General features: G+C 70.3%; 21 protein-coding genes. 10 read left to right on the top strand and 11 right to left on the bottom strand.

Annotation, left to right across the window (positions count from 1 at the left end; translation table 11 throughout):
- Positions 1–60: 60 nt before the first annotated feature.
- The 6 genes from ACZ5K7_RS14815 to ACZ5K7_RS14790 all read right to left on the bottom strand — a co-directional run bounded on the left by ACZ5K7_RS14815 (position 61) and on the right by ACZ5K7_RS14790 (position 8,340).
- Positions 61–1,059, bottom strand: coding sequence for a hypothetical protein (locus ACZ5K7_RS14815; protein WP_351693076.1), 999 nt, complete (start codon positions 1,057–1,059; stop codon positions 61–63).
- Positions 1,060–1,250: 191 nt separating this feature from the next.
- Complete coding sequence (locus ACZ5K7_RS14810) at positions 1,251–3,716, bottom strand: hypothetical protein (RefSeq protein WP_468913518.1); 2,466 nt, start codon at positions 3,714–3,716, stop codon at positions 1,251–1,253.
- Positions 3,713–5,437 (bottom strand): phosphate ABC transporter substrate-binding protein PstS, encoded by a 1,725-nt coding sequence (pstS, locus tag ACZ5K7_RS14805; RefSeq protein WP_468913516.1) that lies wholly within the window; start codon positions 5,435–5,437, stop codon positions 3,713–3,715. Before pstS ends, ACZ5K7_RS14810 begins: the two co-directional genes overlap by 4 nt.
- Positions 5,434–6,711 (bottom strand): phosphate ABC transporter permease PstA, encoded by a 1,278-nt coding sequence (gene pstA / locus ACZ5K7_RS14800; RefSeq protein WP_351693085.1) that lies wholly within the window; start codon positions 6,709–6,711, stop codon positions 5,434–5,436. The genes pstS and pstA overlap by 4 nt, the downstream gene beginning before the upstream one ends.
- A 26-nt stretch (positions 6,712–6,737) precedes the next feature.
- Positions 6,738–7,754: a phosphate ABC transporter permease subunit PstC gene (gene pstC, locus ACZ5K7_RS14795; protein WP_468913513.1), complete on the bottom strand. Its 1,017-nt coding sequence runs from the start codon at positions 7,752–7,754 to the stop codon at positions 6,738–6,740.
- Positions 7,755–7,953: 199 nt separating this feature from the next.
- Positions 7,954–8,340 carry a DUF1508 domain-containing protein gene (locus ACZ5K7_RS14790; protein WP_351693091.1) on the bottom strand — a complete coding sequence of 129 codons (387 nt, stop codon included), beginning with the start codon at positions 8,338–8,340 and terminating at the stop codon, positions 7,954–7,956.
- A 433-nt stretch (positions 8,341–8,773) separates the two neighbouring features.
- On the opposite strand from ACZ5K7_RS14790, the gene ACZ5K7_RS14785 reads away from it, so the two are divergent.
- Positions 8,774–9,538: a calcium-binding protein gene (locus tag ACZ5K7_RS14785; RefSeq protein WP_468913510.1), complete on the top strand. Its 765-nt coding sequence runs from the start codon at positions 8,774–8,776 to the stop codon at positions 9,536–9,538.
- Positions 9,539–9,945: 407 nt separating this feature from the next.
- Here ACZ5K7_RS14785 and ACZ5K7_RS14780 read toward each other — a convergent pair whose 3' ends face one another.
- Positions 9,946–10,587, bottom strand: coding sequence for a PH domain-containing protein (locus tag ACZ5K7_RS14780; RefSeq protein ID WP_468913507.1), 642 nt, complete (start codon positions 10,585–10,587; stop codon positions 9,946–9,948).
- A 216-nt stretch (positions 10,588–10,803) separates the two neighbouring features.
- Here ACZ5K7_RS14780 and deoC point away from each other — a divergent pair, with 216 nt between their 5' ends.
- From deoC to ACZ5K7_RS14765, 3 genes are read left to right on the top strand one after another with little or no spacing between them, the layout of a single operon-like run.
- A complete protein-coding gene (deoC, locus tag ACZ5K7_RS14775) occupies positions 10,804–11,754 on the top strand; it encodes a deoxyribose-phosphate aldolase (protein WP_351694494.1) in 951 nt (316 codons plus the stop codon).
- Between the two features lie 20 nt (positions 11,755–11,774).
- Entirely contained in the window at positions 11,775–13,214 is a 1,440-nt protein-coding gene (locus ACZ5K7_RS14770) for an aldehyde dehydrogenase family protein (RefSeq protein WP_468913504.1), read from the top strand.
- A complete protein-coding gene (locus ACZ5K7_RS14765) occupies positions 13,204–14,106 on the top strand; it encodes an aldehyde dehydrogenase family protein (protein ID WP_468913502.1) in 903 nt (300 codons plus the stop codon). Before ACZ5K7_RS14770 ends, ACZ5K7_RS14765 begins: the two co-directional genes overlap by 11 nt.
- Before the next feature lie 73 nt (positions 14,107–14,179).
- Here ACZ5K7_RS14765 and ACZ5K7_RS14760 read toward each other — a convergent pair whose 3' ends face one another.
- Entirely contained in the window at positions 14,180–14,587 is a 408-nt protein-coding gene (locus ACZ5K7_RS14760; protein ID WP_351693106.1) for a hypothetical protein, read from the bottom strand.
- Between the two features lie 127 nt (positions 14,588–14,714).
- On the opposite strand from ACZ5K7_RS14760, the gene ACZ5K7_RS14755 reads away from it, so the two are divergent.
- Positions 14,715–15,359: a uridine kinase family protein gene (locus ACZ5K7_RS14755; protein WP_468913495.1), complete on the top strand. Its 645-nt coding sequence runs from the start codon at positions 14,715–14,717 to the stop codon at positions 15,357–15,359.
- Between the two features lie 279 nt (positions 15,360–15,638).
- Here ACZ5K7_RS14755 and ACZ5K7_RS14750 read toward each other — a convergent pair whose 3' ends face one another.
- On the bottom strand, positions 15,639–16,400 hold the full coding sequence (locus ACZ5K7_RS14750; protein ID WP_351693112.1) for a SigE family RNA polymerase sigma factor: 762 nt from the start codon (positions 16,398–16,400) through the stop codon (positions 15,639–15,641).
- Between the two features lie 254 nt (positions 16,401–16,654).
- Between ACZ5K7_RS14750 and afsQ1 the strand changes: the two genes are divergently transcribed.
- The 5 genes from afsQ1 to ACZ5K7_RS14725 all read left to right on the top strand — a co-directional run bounded on the left by afsQ1 (position 16,655) and on the right by ACZ5K7_RS14725 (position 20,571).
- Positions 16,655–17,332 carry a two-component system response regulator AfsQ1 gene (gene afsQ1 / locus ACZ5K7_RS14745; RefSeq protein WP_174855921.1) on the top strand — a complete coding sequence of 226 codons (678 nt, stop codon included), beginning with the start codon at positions 16,655–16,657 and terminating at the stop codon, positions 17,330–17,332.
- A gap of 50 nt (positions 17,333–17,382) precedes the next feature.
- Positions 17,383–18,894, top strand: coding sequence for an ATP-binding protein (locus ACZ5K7_RS14740; protein WP_468913491.1), 1,512 nt, complete (start codon positions 17,383–17,385; stop codon positions 18,892–18,894).
- Entirely contained in the window at positions 18,894–19,496 is a 603-nt protein-coding gene (locus ACZ5K7_RS14735) for a hypothetical protein (protein ID WP_468913488.1), read from the top strand. The genes ACZ5K7_RS14740 and ACZ5K7_RS14735 overlap by 1 nt, the downstream gene beginning before the upstream one ends.
- Before the next feature lie 199 nt (positions 19,497–19,695).
- Positions 19,696–20,247 carry a VanZ family protein gene (locus ACZ5K7_RS14730; RefSeq protein ID WP_351693122.1) on the top strand — a complete coding sequence of 184 codons (552 nt, stop codon included), beginning with the start codon at positions 19,696–19,698 and terminating at the stop codon, positions 20,245–20,247.
- A 126-nt stretch (positions 20,248–20,373) separates the two neighbouring features.
- Complete coding sequence (locus ACZ5K7_RS14725) at positions 20,374–20,571, top strand: PspC domain-containing protein (RefSeq protein WP_351693125.1); 198 nt, start codon at positions 20,374–20,376, stop codon at positions 20,569–20,571.
- A gap of 82 nt (positions 20,572–20,653) precedes the next feature.
- Here ACZ5K7_RS14725 and ACZ5K7_RS14720 read toward each other — a convergent pair whose 3' ends face one another.
- Both ACZ5K7_RS14720 and ACZ5K7_RS14715 read right to left on the bottom strand, forming a co-directional pair.
- Entirely contained in the window at positions 20,654–21,007 is a 354-nt protein-coding gene (locus ACZ5K7_RS14720) for an ATP-binding protein (RefSeq protein ID WP_468913484.1), read from the bottom strand.
- Between the two features lie 155 nt (positions 21,008–21,162).
- The gene (locus ACZ5K7_RS14715; RefSeq protein WP_468913483.1) at positions 21,163–22,320 is read right to left on the bottom strand and encodes an adenosine deaminase; all 1,158 of its coding nucleotides are present in this window, start codon (positions 22,318–22,320) and stop codon (positions 21,163–21,165) included.
- Positions 22,321–22,381: the final 61 nt, after the last annotated feature.

Genomic DNA, 22,381 nt, shown 5'->3' with positions numbered 1-22,381 from the left:
GTGGGGCCGGGCACCCGAGGGTGCCCGGCCGTCACGCGGGGATCAGACGATGCGCACGGATCAGCTCTCGGCCTTGGTCGAGGTGTCACCGCAGGTGGAGCCCAGGGTGCCGAAGCCGTACTTGGTGATCGTGGTGGTGTCGGAGCAGACCTTCGAGGTGGAGCCGACGAAGGTCTCGGCGACGACGCTGTTCGTGAGGTTGGCGGTCGGGACGACGTTGAAGACGTTCCGGAGGAAGTTCGGGGTGAAGGCGGTGTTGAGCGCGATCGACGTGCCCGAGCCGGTGGTCGGGGCGGTGCTGTTGACGCTGCGCAGGCGCGACTCACCACGGCGGTTCGGGACGTCCGAGAGACCCTTGCCCTGGGCGATCCACTGCGCGATCGAGTACGGCATGAGCTGGTTGGCGTTGACGATCGCCTCGCCGTTGTGCTCCTGGATCGTGCCGTCGACGCAGCTGCCGAGGTCGGCCTCGGTGATGCCCAGGGCCTTCAGCCAGAACGAGCGGGTACCGGAACCGGACTGCGGCAGCAGCGGCTGGGCGTTCGGGAACTCGGTGGACTTGCACTCGTAGATGGCGGCCAGCTGCGCCGTGGTGAGGTTCGTCGGCAGCGTGCTGCCCAGGTCGGTGGCGTAGGTGACACCGTCCTTGGCGAACGGGATGAAGGTCAGGTCGGAGGTGCTGGTGTCCGCCGGACCACGCGAGGAGCGGGCGAAGTCGATGCAGTGGGTGCCCGCGGCCAGGTCGGCGTTCAGCGCGTTGATGCCGGCCGAGGAACCGTCGGGGCGCGCGACGGTGTCACAGCCGGTCGCCTTGGTCTTGATCGTGGACGTGCCGGTCGCGTTCCACGACGCGATGATCTTGCCGGTCGCGTTGGTCACCGTGGAGGACTCGCTGAGGCCGTTCAACACGTACTGCGTGGTGTCCGAGCCGACACCCGCGAGCTGACGGTAGTCGGTGAGCGGCGTCGGGTCGGCGACGGCCGGGGAGGTGAGGATTCCGAGACCGAGAGCCGCGGCACCGAAGACAGCGCCGACCTTGGCGTAGGACTTGACGTTCACTTCTGAACCCCTTGTTTTCTGGTTTTCGAAGACTGGACGTTCAAGCTGAATCCGGAGGGCTGGAACGAGAATCCGGATTTCTGTGCTGCCGACCCGCCGGTCGGCCACCGCACACGCTTCCATCAATTCCGTACGGTGACCAACCAATTCCCGACGAGAGAAAGGTTACGGGGAGGCTTCCTAGGTGTCTCCTAGGGAATTCGTCGATGGGCGAGACGAAGCAGCAAAGGACCCGAAAGTCCTGCCGCACCGCCGAGGAACAGAACGACGAGCAAAACCCAGCGAATTATCCCCATGACCTCTTTGGGGGTGACTCCGCTCTGGCTGCTCGCGACGGGTTGCTGCGGTCCCGAGGAGGGCGACGCGGAACTGTTCGCAATGGCCGCCTGAGAGGGGTTGGCGGTGGCGCCCCCGCCGGCTCCGCCCGCGGTACCTCCACCGGTGCCCGTGCCGCCGGAGACTCCGCCGGTGCCGGAACCGGACCCGGATCCCCCGGTGCCGCCCTCGCCCGGTGGGGGGGAGGTGGAGTCGCCCGTGGTGGTGCCCTTCTCCAGGGCGTTCGCGGCGGTCACGGCCTGCGCGCGCTGCTCGGCCGGCAACGGCGCGTAGCCGTAGGGAAGTTGGCCCGCCGCCAGGCCCTGGGTCTGGCCCGCCCCGGCCACGTACCTGATGAACTGCGCGTACGCCTTGCGGGTCGCGGCGTCCTGGTTCACCGAGGCCGCGGCGTAGGCGACGGCCGTCAGTGGGTAGGCCTGGCCCTTGGCCCGCGCCGGATCGGGGTCGAGCACGGTGGCGTCCGTGGACGACGGCTTCATGGCCTCGACTCCGGCCGTGAGCGTGCCGGCCGAGGGTTTGACGAAGGTGCCGTCCGCGTTGCGCAGGGCCGCCGTCTTCAGTCCGTAGCGCTGCGCCGACGCGGTGTCGACGATCGCCAGCACGGCACGTCTGCCCGGCAGGGGCGGGTCGTTGATCAGCTTGGGCGGAGTTCCGGTATTGCCCCCGGCCTGCCACTGGATGGTGCGGTTGTTGTTGCCCCGGAGGGTGCGCACCGCACCGTCGTGCAGGTCCGCCGTGTACGGGTCCAGGTCGGTCAGGGCATAGGTCAGCGGAGGGACACCGTTGGCGAGGGCGTCCGTGGTCGTGGGGTCCACCTTGGGGTAGTCGGTCAACTCGGTGCTCTTCGCCAGGTCCAGATCCTTGAAGTAGGGATTGACTTTCGTACCCCAGGGATCTGATTTCCCGGACAGGAAGTCCCGGGCGTCCGCGTCGGACTGGAGCCAGTTCCAGACCAGCCGGGTGGTGTCGGAGCTCTGCAGCGGAACCATGAGGCTTCTCGGCGCTCCTGGCAACGCGGGAAAGTCCGGGTTCAGCTCCTGGAATTCCTTGTCATTGACGAACGTGTCCGGATTCCCGTTCAGATAATCGGGCGTCTTACTGAGCGACACGTCCTTCACGTAGGAATGAGTCAGCATCTTGGCGACGAGCCGTGGCGTCAGTTTCATGTCCTGGACGACACCGTCCGTGCTCTCCATGAAGAACGCGATCGCCACCCCGGACACCGCCACCGGTGCCTCCACGACCTTCGCGGCGGCGCCCTGCTGGTCGACAGGGTCGACGGTGAAGCCGAGCAGGGGCGTATCGGTCGTCGTGTTCAGTACCTGGTTCCTGGCCTCCTCCTCCCCGCCCTGGGTGAAGGAGAAGGTGCTCCCCGTGGACGAGCACAGCTTCGGCTGCCAGGAGGTGACGGCGTCCGTCGCCAGTTCGGAGCCGGCCGTGGGCCGCTCCGGCTGGCCCGTCGGGCAGAACTCGTCGACCGGCTGGAAGGTCAGCGGGACGACCATCCGCTGGGCCCAGTTCGTGGCGGACAGCGGCGAGGAGTCGAGACTGTTCTGAGAGGTGTTCGAATTCACCGCATCCGTACCGTCGGCTTCGTGAGTGCCGCGCGGCACGATGACCAGCCAGCACGACCGTGGAACGGGGTCGCTGCCGGCGGGCGCGGCGTTCGCACCGCATCCGAGGTGGGGAGCCTCCACCGCGTCCTGTACCTCGAAGTTCACCTCCCCGGTGCCGTTGGCGAAGGTGCGGACGGCGACCTGCTCGTTCGTGTCCAGCGGGCCGAAGTAGGTGGTGTCCGAACGGGACGTGGTGGCCGGGAGACCACCGACGGGCTGGAACGGAACGAAGGCGTTCGGCCCTGTGTACTGCGTTTCACCAGGGTCTTTGCCGTAACCGCCGGCACCGGCGTTGACGCCTCTCGTCGACGTGAAGGCGCCCGGAATGGCCAAGCCGGTGCCGCCGAACTCGCACTGCTCACGGGTGGGCCCGGCCGGGTCGTCACCCCAGCACTGCATGATCTGCAGGTAGTTGACCTTGAACTCGGTCTCCGACGTCGGCACCCCCCCTTCCCACGTGACCCGAACCCCCTGCGACCGCAGCCCCTTCGTCTGGCCGACGGTCACCTTCAGCTTGGAGAAGTCGTCGTACGGGCCCTTCTTCCCCGTCACCGTCACCGCGGAGTCCGCCGCCCCGCTGTCCGCCGCCGCGGCGGGGGTCGTGACGGGCGGGACCGGGAGCAGGGCCAGGACCAGTCCGGCCAGCAGGGCTCCCACGGCGACGACGACGCGCGGCCCGGGCCGCCGGGTCAGCGCGGTGCTCATGCCGCACCGCCCTTGCGCCGGTTCCGGCCCGCCATCAGCCGGGCGACCGCGGGCGGGCCGACGACCACGCCGACCAGGAGCACGGCCGACAGGGCCATCAGCGCGGTGCGCAGGCCCATGGAATCGTCCGAGGCCAGGGAGACCGGGCTGGCGGCGACCGAGGTGTCCCCGGTGTTCTGGCCGCCGCCGAGCGCCTCACCGGTGTCGGGGTCGATGCCGCCAGTCGTGCCGCCCGCGGCGGTGGGGCCGCCCGTCGTACCGCCGGTGGTGCCGCCCGTCGTCGTACCGCCCGTGCCCGTCGAACCCGAGCCGCCCGTCGACGCCGAGCCGCCGGTCGTGCCGGAGCCGCCCGACGTGCCGCCGCCGGAGCCGGAGCCGCCCGTGGAGGAGCCGTTGCTGACCTGCGTGGGCGTCTTGTTGCCGCCGGTGCCGGTCGCGCACTGGTCCGGCCCCTTCTTGTCACAGGCCTGCGGGTAGGGGGCGTTGTCCAGCAGCACGTTCTTCCCGCCGGAGAAGGTCGGGTTGTTGCACTTGCTGATGTCGATGTTCGCCGCCACCGCGCCCGGGATCCGCTTCGTCTGGTCCATGGCCGCCTGCACCAGGTTCTTCGGCAGCGGCGAGTAGCCGAGCCGGTCCGCCAGTTGCTGGCCCTCGCAGAGGAAGTAGTCGTTGAACGTGCTCAGCGTCGCGCCCTTGGCCTTGGTGAAGCCCATCTCCTCCTTGGTCGGGATGATCATGTAGCTGTAGGAGGAGAGCGGGTAGGTGCGCTTGTCACCGAACGTGTAGACGGAGTCCAGGTTCTGGGTGAGGTAGTTCGCGGAGCGCTCGTCGTTGTTGATCTGGGCCTTGGTCAGCGCGACGGCCACGCTGGAGGCGGTCGGCTCGATGTAGTAGCCGGCCTTGTTGAGGACCTTGGCCACCGGGAAGCCCGCGTTGCGCGCGTAGGAGTACTCGACGTAGGTGATGGCGCCTTCGGCCTGGGGCTGCTTGGTGTAGCCGGCGACGCCGAGCGACTGCGACTGGGCGACGAAGCCCGAACCGGGGATCACCGGGAAGTACGACGTCAGACCGCAGGGGGTGGGCTTGCCGGCCCTGCGGCAGTAGTCGTTCCACAGGGAGCCGTACTCCTTGGACATCCACAGGCTGAACTGCGCGGTCGTACCGGAGCCGTCGGAGCGGACGACCGGGACGATACGGCGGGCGGGAAGGTTCAGTTTGGGGTTGTCCGCCTTGATCTCGGGCGCGTTCCACTGGGTGAGCTTGCCGGTGAAGATCTTGGTGATGACGTCTCCGGACAGCCGGAGGTTGGTCACCTGCCTGCCGCCGATCTTCAGGTTGTACATGAACGACGTACCGCCGGCCACGATCGGCATGTAGGCGTACTTGCGCTGCGGCGGAGCCTCCGTGGTGCCGAACTCGGTGAGGCCGTAGGGGATCTCGGAGACACCGAAGTCGGAGGTGCCGTTCGCGAACTGGGTCCGGCCGACCGACGAGCCGACGGCCGAGTAGTTGACGGTGAGTCCCTGCTGCTTGACGTTGCGGCGCCACTGCTCGATGGCGTTGGAGCTCCAGGTCGAGCCGGATCCGCTGATCTTGACGTAGGTGGCGGCGAAGGCACCCGGCGGGTGCAGCGCCAGCAGCACGCAGACCAGGGCGACGCAGATCGCCAGCGCCTGGTACACGCGCGTAGCGCCCGGGCGTCGGACAGAGGCGGGTATCACGGGGTGCTCCTCGTCGGTGCGGGTCTGACGGACGGCTGGTCGGTGACGGCGTGCGCCGAGAAGCGCCGGGCGTCACGGCGGGACGCCTTCACCCGGCGGTGCTCCTGGCGGCGGGTCAGCTGTCCCGGCCCGCGGCCGCCGATGACGCGGGCGATGACGAACAGGACGAGCACCAGCACCAGCAGCACCGCGGCGGTGCCGAAGCCGCGGGCGATGTAGGTGGGCTCGGGGGACTTGACCAGTTCGAAGGTGGCCAGCGGGAGCGACACCATCGGGTCGTGCAGCGGATCGGTGTTGAGCTCCGCGGTGTAACCGGCGGTCAGCAGGACCGGCGAGGTCTCGCCCACGCCGCGGGCCGTGCCCAGGATGATCGCCGTCATCAGTCCGGACCGTGAGGTGGGCAGCACCACGTGCCACACCGTGCGCCACCGCGAGGTGCCGAGCGCGTACGACGCCTCCCGCAGCGTGCCCGGGACCAGCCGGATCACCACGTCCGACGCGCGGATGATGATCGGCAGCATCATCACGGAGATGGCCAGCGCGGCGGCGAGGCCGGAGCGGTCGAAGCCCAGCGCCAGGATGAAGGTGGCGTAGATGAACAGGCCGGCGACGATGGAGGGCAACGCTGTCATCGCCTCGACGATGGTGCGGACGAACCGGCTGAAGGCGCCCGGCACCTCGTTGAGGAAGACCGCGCACACCAGTCCGGACGGGATGCAGATCACCAGGGCGATGGAGATCTGCCACAGGGTGCCGACGATCGCGTGCAGGATGCCGCCGACGCTGAGCGGCTCGATCGGGCCCGCGTCGGCCATCGACTGGGTGTAGAAGTTCAGGTGCGGCAGCGCGTCGCGGCCCTCGTAGATGGTGTAGACGATCACGAAGGCCAGGACGGCGATCATCACGATGCCGAGGCTCTGGACGACGGCGGCGGCCACCCGGTCGCGCACCGCGGGCCCGTCCTCGTCGAAGGAGACCAGCAGCGCGTACAGGCCGAGGAAGAGCACGTACGCGATCACGATGAAGCCCAGCGCGCCGTTGAAGGGCAGCAGCCGGTCGAACATCACCCAGGTGATCGCGAGGGACGCGGCGGCGGCGCCGAGCATGGCGTACACGTCGGTCGCGCGCAGCGTCGACAGGTTGCGGCGGGACTCGGTGAGCCCGGTACGGCGTCCGGGCAGCCGGGTGCGCGGCGCCGGCGGTTCGGCGGGCGTCGTGGGCGTCGTCTGCGGTTCCTGGTCGCCGGGTGGGCTCTGTGCGGTGGTGACGGTCATCGGGGCTGGATCTCCTCAGGAGCTCGTCAGGAGTCGCTCGTCGCGCCGGAGCGGCTGCGGGCGACGATCGACGACGCGACGAAATTGACGACGAGGGTCATCAGGAACAGCGCGAGGCCCGCGGCCAACAGCGCCGACATACCGATCTCGCTCGCCTCGCCGTAGCGCAGGGCGATCAGCGACGAGACCGAGCTGGTGCCGTTCTGGAGGATGTGCGGCTGGATCGCGAAGACCGGCGAGATGATCAGGTACACGGCGATGGTCTCGCCGAGCGCCCGGCCCAGGCCCAGCATGGTGCCGCCGATGATGCCGCCCTTGCCGAAGGGCAGGACGACGCTGCGGATCATGCCCCAGCGGTTGGCGCCGAGCGCGTACGCGCCCTCCCGTTCGCCGACCGGGGCCTGCGAGAACACCTCGCGCATCACGGAGCAGATGATCGGCGCGACCATCAGCGACACGACCATGCCGGCGATGAAGGTGGAGGAGGTGTAGACGGTGGCGGTGGCGAGCGGATCGCGCGGATCGGCGCCGTCGACCTCGAAGAGCGGTATCCATCCGAAGTACGTGGAGATCCAGCGCGACAGGGAGACCACGTGTCCCTGGAAGAAGAACAGCCCCCACAGGCCGTAGACCACCGAGGGCACGGCGGCCATCAGGTCGACGATGCTGACGAGGGTGCGGCGGAGCCGCGGCGGGGCGTACTCGGAGATGTACAGCGCCGTGCCGAGCGCCAGCGGCACGGCGAACGCGATGGCGACGAGCGCGATGAGGATCGTGCCGACGAGCACGGCCGCGATACCGAAATGGCCGCCGTCGGGCTCCCAGGTCTCGGTGGTGACGAAGCCCCACTTCGCGATCGACAGGGCCTGCCAGGCCCGATAGGTGAGAAAGCCGCCGACGAGCAGCATGATGGCCAGCACCAGGGCGCCGCCGCCCCGCAGCGCGCCCCTGAACACCCGGTCCGGGACGCCCGGATCGGCGTACAGGCGTCTCGGCGGGTCGTCCACCGGACCCAGTGGTCGCTCGTCTATTCGCGTCGTCACATGGGTCGACGCTCCTGAGGCCTGATGGACTTCTGCACACGCGCAAGTGAACGAGGTGTCCCCGAGAGGCAACTTCCGGGATTGACGTGAACGCGGCGATAGGAGGAACGCAAACGGGTCTGAACCCACCGTTGCGGCGGGTTCAGACCCTGTTGTGCATTCGCCCCCGTGGTGAACCGCCGAGCCGACGGCAGAACCGTCAGTCCATGTCCTCCCAAGCGATCACGCCGCCTGCTCCGATATCGACCAGGAGACCCCGGAATCGCTCATAGGCGGCCTGACAGGTCGAATGCCGCTCATAGGCACGCGACGACACGGCCAGCGCACCGCCGGCCGGATCACGCAACCGCCAGACCCAGCCGTTGCCTTCGGAGGTGTGGTGCACACCCCCAGGTAAGCCGACGACATCGCCGCACATTCGCTCGAACGCCGTTCGACACTCCTCGTAGCTGCGGTACGTCAGGGCCGCCACGGCGATCACCCGCCCGTTCGTGGCCGTGAGCCGCCACAGGTAACTGCCGTCTGCGGATATGTCTATTTGGCAGCGCGTGCCAGGTACGGCCGCGCCCCCCTGTCTTGCCGCCATCCATCCCCACCCCTGCGATTCCCGTTGTCAGGAAGGCCGCGCGTTTCGGACGCTGGTTCGCCCTCCGCGCGGCACCCGCAGGGTAGTGAGACACGAGTGACAACGATTGCCCTCTCTTTAATGCACTGAGCATGCTTCACCCAATGGTTGCCCCTCGTTCACATAGCTGTCCCACAGGGCCGCCCGCCGGGCCCGGTACGCGTAGGTGGCCGCCAGGTCCGCTGAAATTCGGGTCGAGTTTTCCCTTCGGTTTTCCATGGAATCGACGCAGCCGATATCCGCCCGCACTTCTCTTTAGCGGAAAAACACCGATCCCCTTCGACAACCATCGAAAGCATTCCGAAATCTCCACGCGATGAGTACGCTGCACACGTCAATTCGGGCCCGGCTACCGGGAATTGGCCGGCCATGGCATTCAGACTGGGGAATTCGCATGCGCATTTACTCTGCCGTCGCCGCCGCGTGCGGCGTCGTGGCCCTGTCCGCCCTCGCCGTTCCGGCCGCACACGCGGACGAGCAGTACGGCGACACCTACGTCACCGGGGTCGTCGTCAACAGTGGTGACCCCGTTGTCGTCGGTACGGACGCGAGAACCGTCTCGGTCGCGGTCACCGCGACCGACCCGACCGGCCTCTCGGAGATCAACGCCACGCTGTACCACGGCGCGTACGCCGCCCAGGACAGCACGGTTCCGGCCGCGACGGACTGCGCCCCCACCGCCGACGCCACCACCACCTGCACCCTGACGTTCAACCTCACCCCGGGCACCGCGCCGGCCGACGACACGCTGGCCGGCACCTGGAGCGTCAGCGCGTACGCGATCGGCGCCGACGGCGACGCCCAGTTCCTGGAGAACGCGGCCACGTTCGCCCTGAAGCGCGACAGCCGGCTGACCGTCGACGCCACCCCCGAGCCGGTGAAGTGGGGCAAGCTCCTCACCGTCAAGGGCGACGTGCGGAACGCGGACTGGGCGACCGGCGCGTTCACCGCGGCCGGGGCCGGCCAGTCCGTCGAACTCCAGTTCCGTCCCGCGGGCTGCGGCACCTGGAGCACCCTGAAGACCGCCTCCACCGCCGCCGACGGCACCGTCTCCACCACGGTCCGCGCGTACGCCGACGGCGACTACCGGTGGTCCTACGCCGGCACGGCCACGACCGCCGCCGCGGTCTCCCCGTCCGACTACGTCGACGTCCGCTGACTCCCACCCGAGCGAACCCCTGAACTACGGTGCCGGGTCACCCGCGACGGGGGCCCGGCACCACGCGCTCCGGGCAGCGCCGGAACACCGCCGCCGCCTGCACAGGCACCACGGTTCGGACGGCCTCGGCTCCGCGAGGGCGAGGCGGCCTCGGCTCCGCGAGGGCGAGGCGGCAGCGCCACGGCGCGAGAACAGGAGCCCGCCCCAAGGGACCCCACCGAGAAAACCGCCAGCCACCGACGCCCCGCCCACGCGCGGCGCGGGTCGGCCCCGAGCCGGCTCCGATCCCGGCCCGAGGATCTCCGCCAGAAACACCGCCAGCCACCGGCGCCCCGGCCACGCGCGGTGCACGCCGCGCCGGACCGGTTCCGGTCAGGTCAGGTCAGGTCAGGTCAGGTCAGGTCAGGTCAGGCCACCGCCAGCAGGATCACCAGCAGCACCGCTCCCGCCACGGCCGGTGCCACCACCTCGTACGCCCAGCGGACGGTGACCTCGCCCTGTGCGGACTCGGCCTCGCCCCGCCGCTCCAGCAGCTGCCGCAGGTCGTCCATGATCTTGTCGCTCTCCGCGCGCAACGGCCCGGACGCGCCGTCCGGCTCCCGCAGGCCCCCGAACACGCGCCCGGCGGCCGCGGTCCGTCCGCCCCGCGCGTCCGACTCCGCCCTCGTCTGCCGGCGCGCCGCCTTCTTGCGGCTCCGCAGGGAGACGGGGATCGCCCACAGCTGGTACTTCGCGCCCGACTCGACGATCACCTCGTTCGAGTAGCCGGAGCGCAGGGCGGCGATCTCCCCCCAGGGCAGCGTGATCACCCGGAACGGGTTGCGTACCCGCAGCCGGTCCTCGCCCGCGAACACCGCCGGACGCAGGGTGAACGCCACCACCAGCGGCACGAGCAGGATCAGCGCGGCCAGGGCGAGCCAGGGGGTGTGGCCATGGCCCCGGAGCAGCGCGTCGATGCCCAGCCAGCCGACGATGGCGAGCAGGAGTACGCCGCCGATCAGCGCCTGGGGCGAGCGGTAGATGCGGTCCTTGACGAGGGGCGTGGTCATGCCGCCGATTGTGCCTCAGGTGTGTGCCGTGGTGCCGTGGGGTGTGCTCCGGTGCGCGGGTGCGGGCCGTCCGCGGCGGGTCGCGCCCCCGCGGCGGCAGCCGCATATCGATACGGCCCCGCGCCCCTTCAGGGCGCGAAGCCCGCCACCCTCGAGAAGAACCGTTCCGTCGGGGTGTACAGCCGCTACGCGCGTAGATATGCTCGGGTGGTGACCATGCCCACCACCGCACCCCACGCACTTGCTGACGTCACCGCGTCCGACAGCACGCTGCGCCGCTTCCTCCACGGGCTGCCCGGCGTCGACGCGGTCGGCCTGGAGGCGCGTGCCGCCTCCCTCGGCACCCGTTCCATCAAGACCACCGCGAAGGCGTACGCCATCGACCTCGCCATCTCGATGGTCGACCTGACGACGCTGGAAGGCGCGGACACCCCGGGCAAGGTCCGGGCGCTCGGCGCCAAGGCGGTCCACCCGGACCCGACGGACCGTACGACCCCCGCCACGGCCGCCGTCTGCGTCTACCCCGACATGGTGGCCACCGCGAAGGAGGCCGTCGCCGGCTCGTCCGTCAAGGTCGCCTCCGTCGCCACCGCCTTCCCGGCCGGCCGGGCCGCGCTCGACGTCAAGCTCGCCGACGTGCGGGACGCCGTGGCCGCGGGCGCCGACGAGATCGACATGGTCATCGACCGCGGCGCGTTCCTCGCGGGGAACTACCGCAAGGTGTTCGACGAGATCGTCGCCGTGAAGGAGGCCTCGGGCGCCGCCCGGCTCAAGGTCATCTTCGAGACCGGCGAGCTGTCGACGTACGACAACATCCGCCGGGCCTCCTGGCTGGGCATGCTGGCCGGCGCCGACTTCATCAAGACCTCCACCGGCAAGGTGGCGGTGAACGCGACCCCGGCGAACACCCTGCTCATGCTGGAGGCCGTGCGCGACTTCCGCGCGCAGACCGGCGTCCAGGTCGGCGTCAAGCCCGCCGGCGGCATCCGGACCAGCAAGGACGCGATCAAGTTCCTCGTCCTGGTGAACGAGACGGCGGGCGCGGACTGGCTGGACAACCACTGGTTCCGCTTCGGCGCCTCCTCGCTCCTGAACGACCTGCTGATGCAGCGTCAGAAGCTGGCCACCGGCCGCTACTCCGGCCCCGACTACGTGACGGTGGACTGATCACCATGGCCAAGGAAAAGATGACCACCGCATTCGAGTACGCACCGGCGCCCGAGTCCCGCTCCGTCGTCGACATCGCGCCCTCCTACGGCCTCTTCATCGACGGCGAGTTCACCGACGCGGCCGACGGCAAGGTCTTCAAGACCGTCAGCCCCAGCACCGAGGAAGTCCTCTCCGAGGTCGCCCGGGCCGGTGCCGAGGACGTCGACCGGGCCGTCGGCGCCGCCCGCAAGGCCTTCGAGAAGTGGTCCGCGCTGCCGGGCTCCGAGCGCGCCAAGTACCTCTTCCGCATCGCCCGGATCATCCAGGAGCGCAGCCGTGAGCTGGCCGTCCTGGAGACGCTGGACAACGGCAAGCCCATCAAGGAGACCCGCGACGCCGACCTCCCCCTGGTCGCCGCGCACTTCTTCTACTACGCGGGCTGGGCCGACAAGCTCGACCACGCGGGCTTCGGTGCGAACCCGCGGCCCCTCGGCGTCGCCGGCCAGGTCATCCCCTGGAACTTCCCGCTCCTGATGCTGGCGTGGAAGATCGCCCCGGCGCTGGCCACCGGCAACACGGTCGTCCTCAAGCCGGCGGAGACCACGCCGCTGTCGGCCCTCTTCTTCGCGGACATCTGCCGTCAGGCGGGTCTGCCCAGGGGCGTCGTCAACATCCTCCCCGGCTACGGCGACGCGGGCGCCGCGCTCGTCGCCCACCCGGACGTGAACAAGGTCGCCTTCACCGGCTCCACCGCCGTCGGCAAGGAGATCGCGCGCACGGTCGCCGGCAGCCGCAAGAAGCTCACCCTCGAACTGGGCGGCAAGGGCGCGAACATCGTCTTCGACGACGCTCCGATCGACCAGGCCGTCGAGGGCATCGTCACCGGCATCTTCTTCAACCAGGGCCAGGTCTGCTGCGCGGGCAGCCGTCTGCTGGTCCAGGAGTCGATCCACGACGAGCTGCTGGACTCCCTGAAGCGCCGCCTGTCCACCCTTCGCCTCGGCGACCCGCTGGACAAGAACACCGACATCGGCGCGATCAACTCCGCGGAGCAGCTCGCGCGCATCACCTCCCTCGTCGAGCAGGGCGAGGCGGAGGGCGCCGAGCGCTGGTCCCCGGCCTGCGAGATCCCCTCCGCCGGCTACTGGTTCGCCCCGACGCTCTTCACGAACGTCACCCAGGCCCACACCGTCGCCCGCGACGAGATCTTCGGCCCGGTCCTGTCGGTCCTGACCTTCCGCACGCCCGACGAGGCCGTGGCGAAGGCCAACAACACGCCCTACGGCCTGTCCGCCGGCATCTGGACCGAGAAGGGCTCGCGGATCCTCGCCGTCGCGAACAAGCTGCGCGCGGGCGTGATCTGGTCCAACACGTTCAACAAGTTCGACCCCACCTCGCCGTTCGGCGGGTACAAGGAGTCGGGCTTCGGCCGCGAGGGCGGTCGTCACGGCCTGGAGGCGTACCTCGATGTCCGATAAGTCCGAGCAGCAGCGCCTGAGCGTCTTCAAGACCTACAAGCTGTACGTCGGGGGCAAGTTCCCCCGCAGCGAGAGCGGCCGGGTGTACGAGGTGACCGACTCGAAGGGCAACTGGCTGGCCAACGCGCCGCAGTCGAGCCGCAAGGACGCCCGGGACGCGGTCGTCGCCGCGCGCAAGGCGTTCGGCGGCTGGTCCGGGGCCACGGCCTACAACCGCGGCCAGGTCCTCTACCGCGTCGCGGAGATGCTGGAGGGCCGCCGGGACCAGTTCACGCGCGAGGTCGCGGACGCGGAGGGCCTCGGCAGGTCCAAGGCGGCCGCGGTCGTGGACGCGACCATCGACCGCTGGGTCTGGTACGCGGGCTGGACCGACAAGATCGCCCAGGTGATCGGGGGCGGCAACCCGGTCGCGGGCCCGTTCTTCAACCTCTCCTCCCCCGAGCCGACCGGTGTGGTGGCGGTCCTGGCCCCGCAGGAGTCGTCGTTCCTGGGCCTGGTGTCCGTGGTCGCGCCCGTGATCGCGACCGGCAACACGGCGGTCGTCGTCGCCAGTGCGAAGTCCCCGCTCCCGGCCCTCTCCCTGGCCGAGGTGCTCGCCACCTCCGACGTCCCCGGCGGAGTGGTCAACGTCCTCTCCGGCCGTACGGCGGAGATCGCGGCGCCGCTCGCCGCCCACCAGGACGTCAACGCGATCGACCTCGCGGGCGCCGACGAGGCGCTGGCGAAGGAGCTGGAGATCGCGGCGGCCGACAACCTCAAGCGCGTGCTTCGTCCACAGCCTGTGGACGACTGGACGCGGACCCCGGGCACCGACCGCATGACGGCGTTCCTGGAGACGAAGACGGTCTGGCACCCGACGGGGGCGCTGGGCGCGTCGGGGTCCTCCTACTGATTCGCGTCCGTGCGTGGGGAACCGCGGGCCGGCCGTGGCCGGTCGCGCAGTTCCCCGCGCCCTTACGGGGCGCTCAACTCCCCGCGTTCCCCAGCGCCTGCCCCAGCACCGGCATCGCCCCGACCGACGGGGCCTGCGCCACCGGCCCCGTCACCATCTTCGACGTCAGCGGCTGGAAGTCCGCCACCTGCGTCCCCACCCCGTTGTCCAGGGGGTCGACACCCGTGCCCGCCAGCGGGTTGGGCTTCAGCCCCGCCACCGGCCCCGTGACATACGGCAGTACGGCCCCCAGCGCCTGCAGGCCCGCCTTCGGGTCGATGTGACCGAGCGAGGTGGGCCGGGTCCGCACCAAGGGGTCCATGACGTGCTGGGTGTCCGCGGCGGCCGTCGCGGCGCCCGCGCCGAGCGCGACGCCTGCCGTGGCGAGTGCGACCAGGGCGCGTTGGGCGGTCGGAGTCGGGGAGGGCACGGTTCGGGCCATTGCTGATGCCACCTTCGAATGCGCAGAGTAATCAGGTCAGCACTCAGGGTAGTTGAGGTGTGACTCACGCTCCAAAGCCGACCCGCGGGGTCGGCAGGAGGCCCCCCATGCGTCAAACTGGTGTTCCGTGAGCCTTCATCTCCCGTCCCCCGCCCGTGTCGTGCTGCTGTGCGGCCCCTCCGGCTCGGGCAAGTCACTCGTCGCCGCCCGTTCCGGGCTGCCCGTGCTGCGCCTCGACGACTTCTACAAGGAGGGCGACGACCCCACCCTGCCGCTGGTGGCGGGGAGTTCGGACATCGACTGGGACCACCCGGAGTCCTGGGACGCGGAGGTCGCGGTCGAGGCCATCGCCCGGCTCTGCGCCACGGGGTCGACGCCGGTGCCGGTGTACGACATCGCGCTGAGCGCCCGTACCGGCGAGGAGACGGTGCACATCGGCCGTACCCCGCTGTTCATCGCGGAGGGCATCTTCGCCGCCGAGATCGTGGAGCGCTGCCGGGAGCTGGGGCTGCTGGCCGACGCGCTCTGCCTGAGCCGGGGCCCGATGCGGACCTTCCGGCGGCGCTTCCTGCGCGACCTCAAGGAGGGCCGCAAGTCGGTGCCGTTCCTGCTGCGCCGCGGCTGGCGGCTGATGCGCGCGGAGCGGGCGATCGTGGGCCGCCAGGTGTCCCTGGGCGCGCACCCGTGCGACCGGGACGAGGCGCTGGGCCGGCTGGCGGCGGCCGCCGTCGGGCGCCACGGGACAGCGAAGACCACCGCAACCACCATTTGAGCGACCACGACGGCGAGCGGCCACGACGGCGAGCAACCACGTCCGCGAGAGCGGCACCGGTTCAGGCGTAAAAGGGCGCGGGACTGGATGGACCCCCCGGCCCTCCAGTCCCGCTCCCCCGTCGCTCCGCCGAACACCCCCGTGTCCCCCGTGGCGGAGCTCCCCCGTGCTTTCCCCCGCGAGTCCCCCCGGACTCGCTTCCCCCGTGGGCCCTGACTCGCGTCCCCCGTGAGTCCTCCCGGGCCCTCCCCGTCGGGATCCCCCCGGATCCCCTTACCTTCAGGCGACAAGCTCCCCGAAGGCGTTCTCCTCGTCACGGCCGAAGCTGAGGACCTCGTCCTCGCGCAGCCGGCGGAGCGACCGCCAGATGCTGGACTTCACCGTGCCGACACTGATGTCGAGGATCTCCGCGATCTCCGGGTCCGTGCGGCCCTCGTAGTAGCGCAGGACCAGCATGGTGCGCTGGAGTTCGGGGAGCCGGGCCAGCGCCTGCCACAGGACCGCGCGCAGTTCGGTGCCGCTCATCGCGTCCGTGTCGCCGGGCGTCTCCGGCAGTTCCTCGGTCGGGTACTCGTTGAGCTTGCGGCGCCGCCAGGCGCTGATGTGCAGGTTGGTCATCGTGCGCCGCAGGTAACCGCCCACGGCCGCCTTGTCGCTGATCCGGTCCCACGCCTTGTACGTCGAGAACAGCGCGCTCTGCAGCAGGTCCTCGGCCTCGAAGCGGTCACCGGTCAGGTGGTAGGCGGTCGCGTACAGGGAGGCGCGGCGCTCCTGGACGTAGGCGGTGAACTCCGCCTCGGTCAGCGAGCGACGCTCCCCCGTGTCCTCCCCGTACGCGGATGCCCCGGCCGTGCCCAGAGCGGCTACCGCCGCGGGCTCCCCCGTGAGGCCGTCGACCACCGTCATGAAGGCGGTGTGCTGACGTCCGGTGCCGCGAGCGCACCCCCGCCCGCTCACGGCACCGGACTTCTCGGAACCCCGGGACACGTCGTGCAGGCGCGTGATCACTGCGCTGGTGCTGTGGCCGTGCAGCGTGTTCATCTCGCGCCCCCCGTCGTGGACTTCCGGTAGTTCGGCTTGCTCAGGCCGCTCGCCGCGTTCCGCTCGCCTGCCTGTGCCGAGAACTCTGCCGGGCCACCTTCACGGCCGTATCCGCCGACTGTCACAGACCTGTCACAGGGGTTCGGCACAGAGAGTCCACACAAGATGCACAGATGGTGGCGCTAGAGAGGTTTGCGGGCGGCTACCAGCCGCACAGGTCGTACGACAGGCCCCGCATGGGCCAGAATGAGCCCGTGCCTTCCCTGTTGCTGATCGAGGACGACGACGCCATCCGTACGGCCCTGGAGCTCTCACTGACGCGCCAGGGGCACCGGGTGGCCACCGCTGCGACCGGTGAGGACGGTCTGAAGCTGTTGCGCGAGCAGCGGCCCGATCTGATCGTCCTCGACGTCATGCTGCCCGGCATCGACGGGTTCGAGGTGTGCCGGCGGATCCGGCGCACGGACCAGTTGCCGATCATTCTGCTGACCGCGCGCAGCGACGACATCGACGTGGTGGTCGGGCTGGAGTCCGGTGCCGACGACTATGTCGTCAAACCCGTGCAGGGCCGGGTGCTAGACGCCCGGATCCGGGCCGTGCTGCGCCGCGGGGAGCGGGAGTCCAGCGACTCGGCGACCTACGGCAACGTCGTCATCGACCGGTCCGCGATGACCGTGACGAAGAACGGCGAGGATCTCCAGCTGACGCCGACCGAGCTGCGGCTGCTGCTCGAACTGAGCCGGCGGCCCGGACAGGCGCTGTCCCGGCAGCAGTTGCTGCGGCTGGTCTGGGAGCACGACTACCTCGGTGACTCCCGGCTCGTGGACGCCTGTGTGCAGCGGCTGCGCGCCAAGGTGGAGGACGTGCCCTCCTCGCCGACCCTGATCCGTACCGTGCGTGGTGTCGGCTACCGCCTGGACGCCCCTCAGTGACGGACCGGCAGGGGGGTTTCCGCGGCTGGGCCGCGGATCGCAAGGGGGCCATGTCCAGGCTGCGTTTCACCAGTCTGCGGCTGCGGCTCGTCGTGGTCTTCGGGCTCGTCGCGCTGACCGCGGCCGTGTCCGCGTCCGGCATCGCGTACTGGCTGAACCGCGAGGCCGTGCTCACCCGTACCCAGGACGCGGTGCTGCGCGACTTCCAGCAGGAGATGCAGAACCGCGCCGGCGTGCTGCCCATCCATCCCAGCCAGGACGAACTCCAGCGCACGGCCGGGCAGATGGCCAACAGCAGTCAGCGCTTCAGCGTGTTACTGGTCGGCCAGGACCCGGACGGCAAGACGGTGTACGGCAGTTCGGACGGGCTGAGCGCGTTCGCGCTCGACGACGTCCCCCGGTCGCTGCGCGAGGCCGTCGCCAAGCAGCAGAAGCTGACCGACTCCGACAAGTCGGCGTACCACCTGTACTGGCAGCGGGTCGTCGACCACGGCACGCCGTACCTGGTGGCCGGGACGCGGCTGATCGGCGGCGGGCCGACCGGCTACATGATGAAGTCCCTGGAGCCGGAGGCGAAGGACCTCAACTCGCTGGCGTGGTCGCTCGGGATCGCCACCGGGCTCGCGCTCATCGGCTCGGCGCTGCTCGCGCAGGCCGCCGCCACCACCGTGCTGAAGCCCGTGCACCGGCTGGGCGTCGCCGCGCGGCGGCTCGGCGAGGGCAGGCTGGACACCCGGCTGCGGGTGTCGGGGACGGACGAACTCGCCGATCTCTCGCGGACGTTCAACGACGCGGCCGAGGCGCTGGAGAAACGGGTCGACGACATGGCCGCGCGGGACGACGCCTCGCGCCGCTTCGTCGCCGACATGAGCCATGAACTCCGCACGCCGCTCACCGCGATCACCGCCGTGACCGAGATCCTGGAGGAGGAACTGGAGGCGGAGTCGGGGTCGATGGACCCGATGATCGAGCCCGCCGTCCGGCTGGTCGTCAGCGAGACGCGCCGCCTCAACGACCTCGTCGAGAACCTGATGGAGGTCACCCGCTTCGACGCCGGTACGGCCCGGCTGGTCCTCGACGACGTCGACATCGCCGACCAGATCACCGCCTGCATCGACGCCCGCGCCTGGCTGGACGCGGTGGACCTGGACGCCGAGCGCGGTGTCCACGCCCGTCTCGACCCGCGCCGCCTCGACGTCATCCTCGCCAACCTGATCGGCAACGCGCTCAAGCACGGCGGTTCGCCGGTGCGGGTGTCGGTGCGCATGGACCAGGGAGAAGGCGGCGACCTGGTGATCGCCGTACGCGACCACGGTCCGGGCATCCCCGAGGACGTCCTGCCGCACGTCTTCGACCGGTTCTACAAGGCGAGCGCCTCCCGGCCGCGTTCCGAGGGCAGCGGCCTGGGCCTGTCCATCGCCACGGAGAACGCCCGTATCCACGGCGGCACGATCACCGCCGCCAACTCCCCCGAGGGCGGCGCGGTGTTCACCCTGCGGCTGCCCCGGGACGCCTCCACGCTGACCGAGGAGAGCCAGGACGCCGGGGAGAAGGACGCCTGATGCACGGACGAAGACTCCTGGCCGTCGCCGGACTGGCGCTCGCGCTCTCCGGGTGCGGGATCCGGGCCACCGAGGTGCCCACCGACTTCGGTGGGGCGCCCTCGCGGGTGCCGTGCTCGATGACCCAGCCGGATCTGTCGGCGCAGTCCGCGCGCGGGGTGCCGGTGCAGGTTTTCCTGCTGTGCGGCTCCTCGCTGGTGACCGTGGACCGGGAGGTGCGGGTCCCGGAGGGCACGGCGGACGCGCAGCGGCGGGTGATCGTCGCCCAGGGGCTCCTGGACGAGCTCGCGGAGACGCCCACGGCCGCCGAGAAGGCGGCGGGCTACACCACCTACGTGCGCGGCGGGATGTCGGTGGTCGGACCCCGGCCCCGGGACCCCGAGGACACGCTGCGGCTCAGTACGTCGCCGGCGCAGCTGACGTCGTACGCGCTGGGCCAGATCGTGTGCACGCTCTCTGACTCGGCCGCGGCCGAGGGCGACGGGTCGGTGATCCTGGGCGGGCCGGGGCGGGAGCCGTTGCTGCGGTACGAGTGCACGGACGCGGTGCGGAACTCTCCGAGCGGGAACCGGCCGCCGGCCAGTGAGGTTTCTTCTGGGTGAGGGGTGTTCGGGCGCCTGATGGGGTGCCGGGGAGGGTCGTGCGGCGGGTGCGGGTCGGTGGGGGCTGGTCGCGCCCACGCGGCGCAGCCGCATGTCGATACGGCCCCGCGCCCCTGACGGGGCGCTCTGCGTACCGTGTGTTCGAGGCCTCACACCCGTATCCGGAACCGTTCGTGTGCGCGGGCGCGTCTACGGGGGCGTGCAGCGTCAAGGCTCCATCGGCGGCAGCGCCGCGATCCGCGTCCGTGTGACAGGGGGTGTCCTCCTTGTCGCACATCTCGCGTTCGTCGCCTGGCTGATGCTGCGGCCGCTGGACGTGCCGTGGGTGATGCCCGCCAACCTGCACCCGTTCGCCGGTATCCGCGCCGACCTGGCGCTGGGGCCGCGCGAGGCGGCCCACCGGATCGGTGAGGGCCTGGCGCTGCTCGCCCCGCTGGGCGTGCTGCTCCCGATGGTGCACGGCCGGCTCCGCGTCTCCCCGCTCGCCTCCCTGATCCGTACCGCCGCCGCGGGCGCCCTGATCTCGCTCGGCATAGCCCTGTTGCAGACCGGGGTGCCGGGACGGGTGGTGGACGTCGACTCGATCGTCCTCAACACGGTCGGCGTGATCGTCGCGCATCTGGCGGTGGTCCCGGCGGCCCGCTCCCGGCTCCGCAGGCGGCGTGCGCGGCGGAGGCCCGCGGCCCTTCTCCAGGAGGACGTGGCTCAGGGTCGCACCCCGACGATTCCCAGGGTCGGGATCGCCCCGTAGAGCGACGCTTCGACCCGGTTCGTCTCCGTACCGTTGAGGGCAGATGAGGGGCCGCACGGGCCGCCTCGACCGGACGCTCACAGCGGCCGGCACCCACAGCACCGGACACTCACAAAGGAGACGCGGATGTCCAGGCTCGCCCGCCCCACCCATGGCCGCATGATCGGCGGAGTGTGCGCCGCGCTGGCCCGGCGCTTCGGCACCTCCGCGACGACGATGCGGGTGATCTTCCTGCTGTCCTGCCTGCTGCCGGGTCCGCAGTTCCTGCTCTACATCGCGCTGTGGATCCTCCTCCCCTCGGAGGAGAAGGCCACCGCCTGGTAACACCCGGGCACGACACCGCCGTTGGGGCGCGCCGGAGGAATCCGGTGCGCCCCAACGGCGTTGCCGATCGGCCGGGGAGAGGTCAGCCGAGCGGAATCCCGTTCACCGGCAGGCCGTGGGTGGGCATGCCCTGGACCGGCAGGCCGCCGAGGAGGCCGGCGACGGGCTTGGTCGGGCCACCGGCGAGAAGCTGCTCGGCGGCCGGCTGGGCGGTGGCAAGACCGGCGGCGAGGGCGGTCCGCCCCTGCGCCAGGGCCTCACCGGCCCCCGGCAGGGCCTTGGAGACGTTCTCGGCCGGCAGCGTCTTGGTGACGGTGTCCAGGGCCTGCGAGGAGTCCGGGACGGCCGGGGCCGCGTTGGCCGCGCCCGCGCCGACGGCGGCGAAGGCGGCACCGAGAGCGGCGACACCGAGGGTCTTGGCAGCAGACTGCTTCATCGTTGATTGCGTCCTTGGAATACGGTGACGGGGATTTTTAAAAACGCGCTGAGCGGTCCACGACCGTAAACATGCCGGACCACCCACCGCAAACACCGAAATGCGGACGGCCGGCCGGATCCCGTCCGCTTTCCGAACCCCGTCAGGTCACTCGATCAACCCTGCGGATCGACAGAACCGCTGGTGGAGGCGGTCTGCTGGAACAGCCATTCGGATTTCAGCTCCGCATAGCCCGGCTTGACGACGTCATTGATCATGGCGAGTCGTTCATCGAAAGGAATGAACGCTGATTTCATCGCATTGACGGAGAACCACTGCAGATCATCGAGCGTGTAACCGAACGCCTCGACGAGATGCTCGAATTCCCGGCTCATGCTGGTCCCGGACATCAGCCGGTTGTCCGTGTTCACGGTGGCCCGGAAGTGCAGCCGGCGCAGCAGCCCGATCGGGTGCTCGGCGTAGGAGTCGGCGGCCCCGGTCTGGAGGTTGGAGCTGGGGCACAGCTCCAGCGGGATCCGCTTGTCACGGACATAGGAGGCGAGGCGGCCGAGCTTGACCGTGCCGTCCTCGTGGACCTGGATGTCGTCGATGATCCGCACGCCGTGCCCGAGCCGGTCGGCGCCGCACCACTGGAGGGCCTGCCAGATCGACGGCAGTCCGAAGGCCTCGCCGGCGTGGATGGTGAAGTGGTTGTTCTCGCGCTTGAGGTACTCGAAGGCGTCGAGGTGCCGGGTGGGCGGGTAGCCGGCCTCGGCGCCGGCGATGTCGAAGCCGACGACGCCCAGGTCCCGGTAGCGGTTGGCCAGCTCGGCGATCTCCAGGGAGCGGGCCGCGTGCCGCATGGCGGTGAGCAGGGCGCCGACCCGGATCCGCCGGCCGCCCTCCCTGGCGAGCGCCTCGCCCTGCCGGAAGCCCTCGTTGACGGCCTCGACGACCTCTTCGAGGGACAGGCCCCTCTCGAGGTGCTGCTCGGGCGCATACCGCACCTCGGCGTATACGACGCCGTCCTCGGCGAGGTCCTCCGCGCACTCGCGCGCGACCCGCACCAGGGCGTCCCGGGTCTGCATGACCCCGACGGTGTGCGAGAAGGTCTCCAGGTACCGCTCCAGCGAACCGGAGTCGGCGGCCTCCCGGAACCAGACACCGAGCTTGCCCGGATCGGACTCGGGAAGCCCTGCGTACCCGGTCTCCCGGGCGAGGTCGGCGACGGTACCGGGGCGCAGACCGCCGTCCAGATGGTCGTGCAGCAGAACCTTCGGTGCCCGGCGGATCTGCTCCGGCGTCGGGGTGTTCGCGATGCTCTGGCTCGTCATTTCCGCACTGTAACTCCTACGCGCGTAGATCGCTCGGTACTCGGCGCATTCCGTTTCCCGT

The organism is Streptomyces sp. NPDC031497 (assembly GCF_055580905.1).
This window is presented reverse-complemented; position numbering and strand designations above follow the sequence as displayed.

What these genes read in the sequence shown, in the direction of transcription:
- ACZ5K7_RS14810 (WP_468913518.1), bottom strand. Translation starts at nt 3,716, where the DNA reads ATGAGCACCGCGCTGACCCGGCGGCCCGGGCCGCGCGTCGTCGTCGCC.
- pstA (WP_351693085.1), bottom strand. Translation starts at nt 6,711, where the DNA reads ATGACCGTCACCACCGCACAGAGCCCACCCGGCGACCAGGAACCGCAG.
- ACZ5K7_RS14790 (WP_351693091.1), bottom strand. Translation starts at nt 8,340, where the DNA reads ATGGCGGCAAGACAGGGGGGCGCGGCCGTACCTGGCACGCGCTGCCAA.
- ACZ5K7_RS14785 (WP_468913510.1), top strand. Translation starts at nt 8,774, where the DNA reads ATGCGCATTTACTCTGCCGTCGCCGCCGCGTGCGGCGTCGTGGCCCTG.
- ACZ5K7_RS14780 (WP_468913507.1), bottom strand. Translation starts at nt 10,587, where the DNA reads ATGACCACGCCCCTCGTCAAGGACCGCATCTACCGCTCGCCCCAGGCG.
- deoC (WP_351694494.1), top strand. Translation starts at nt 10,804, where the DNA reads ATGCCCACCACCGCACCCCACGCACTTGCTGACGTCACCGCGTCCGAC.
- ACZ5K7_RS14770 (WP_468913504.1), top strand. Translation starts at nt 11,775, where the DNA reads ATGACCACCGCATTCGAGTACGCACCGGCGCCCGAGTCCCGCTCCGTC.
- ACZ5K7_RS14765 (WP_468913502.1), top strand. Translation starts at nt 13,204, where the DNA reads ATGTCCGATAAGTCCGAGCAGCAGCGCCTGAGCGTCTTCAAGACCTAC.
- ACZ5K7_RS14760 (WP_351693106.1), bottom strand. Translation starts at nt 14,587, where the DNA reads ATGGCCCGAACCGTGCCCTCCCCGACTCCGACCGCCCAACGCGCCCTG.
- ACZ5K7_RS14750 (WP_351693112.1), bottom strand. Translation starts at nt 16,400, where the DNA reads ATGAACACGCTGCACGGCCACAGCACCAGCGCAGTGATCACGCGCCTG.
- ACZ5K7_RS14740 (WP_468913491.1), top strand. Translation starts at nt 17,383, where the DNA reads ATGTCCAGGCTGCGTTTCACCAGTCTGCGGCTGCGGCTCGTCGTGGTC.
- ACZ5K7_RS14735 (WP_468913488.1), top strand. Translation starts at nt 18,894, where the DNA reads ATGCACGGACGAAGACTCCTGGCCGTCGCCGGACTGGCGCTCGCGCTC.
- ACZ5K7_RS14725 (WP_351693125.1), top strand. Translation starts at nt 20,374, where the DNA reads ATGTCCAGGCTCGCCCGCCCCACCCATGGCCGCATGATCGGCGGAGTG.
- ACZ5K7_RS14720 (WP_468913484.1), bottom strand. Translation starts at nt 21,007, where the DNA reads ATGAAGCAGTCTGCTGCCAAGACCCTCGGTGTCGCCGCTCTCGGTGCC.
- ACZ5K7_RS14715 (WP_468913483.1), bottom strand. Translation starts at nt 22,320, where the DNA reads ATGACGAGCCAGAGCATCGCGAACACCCCGACGCCGGAGCAGATCCGC.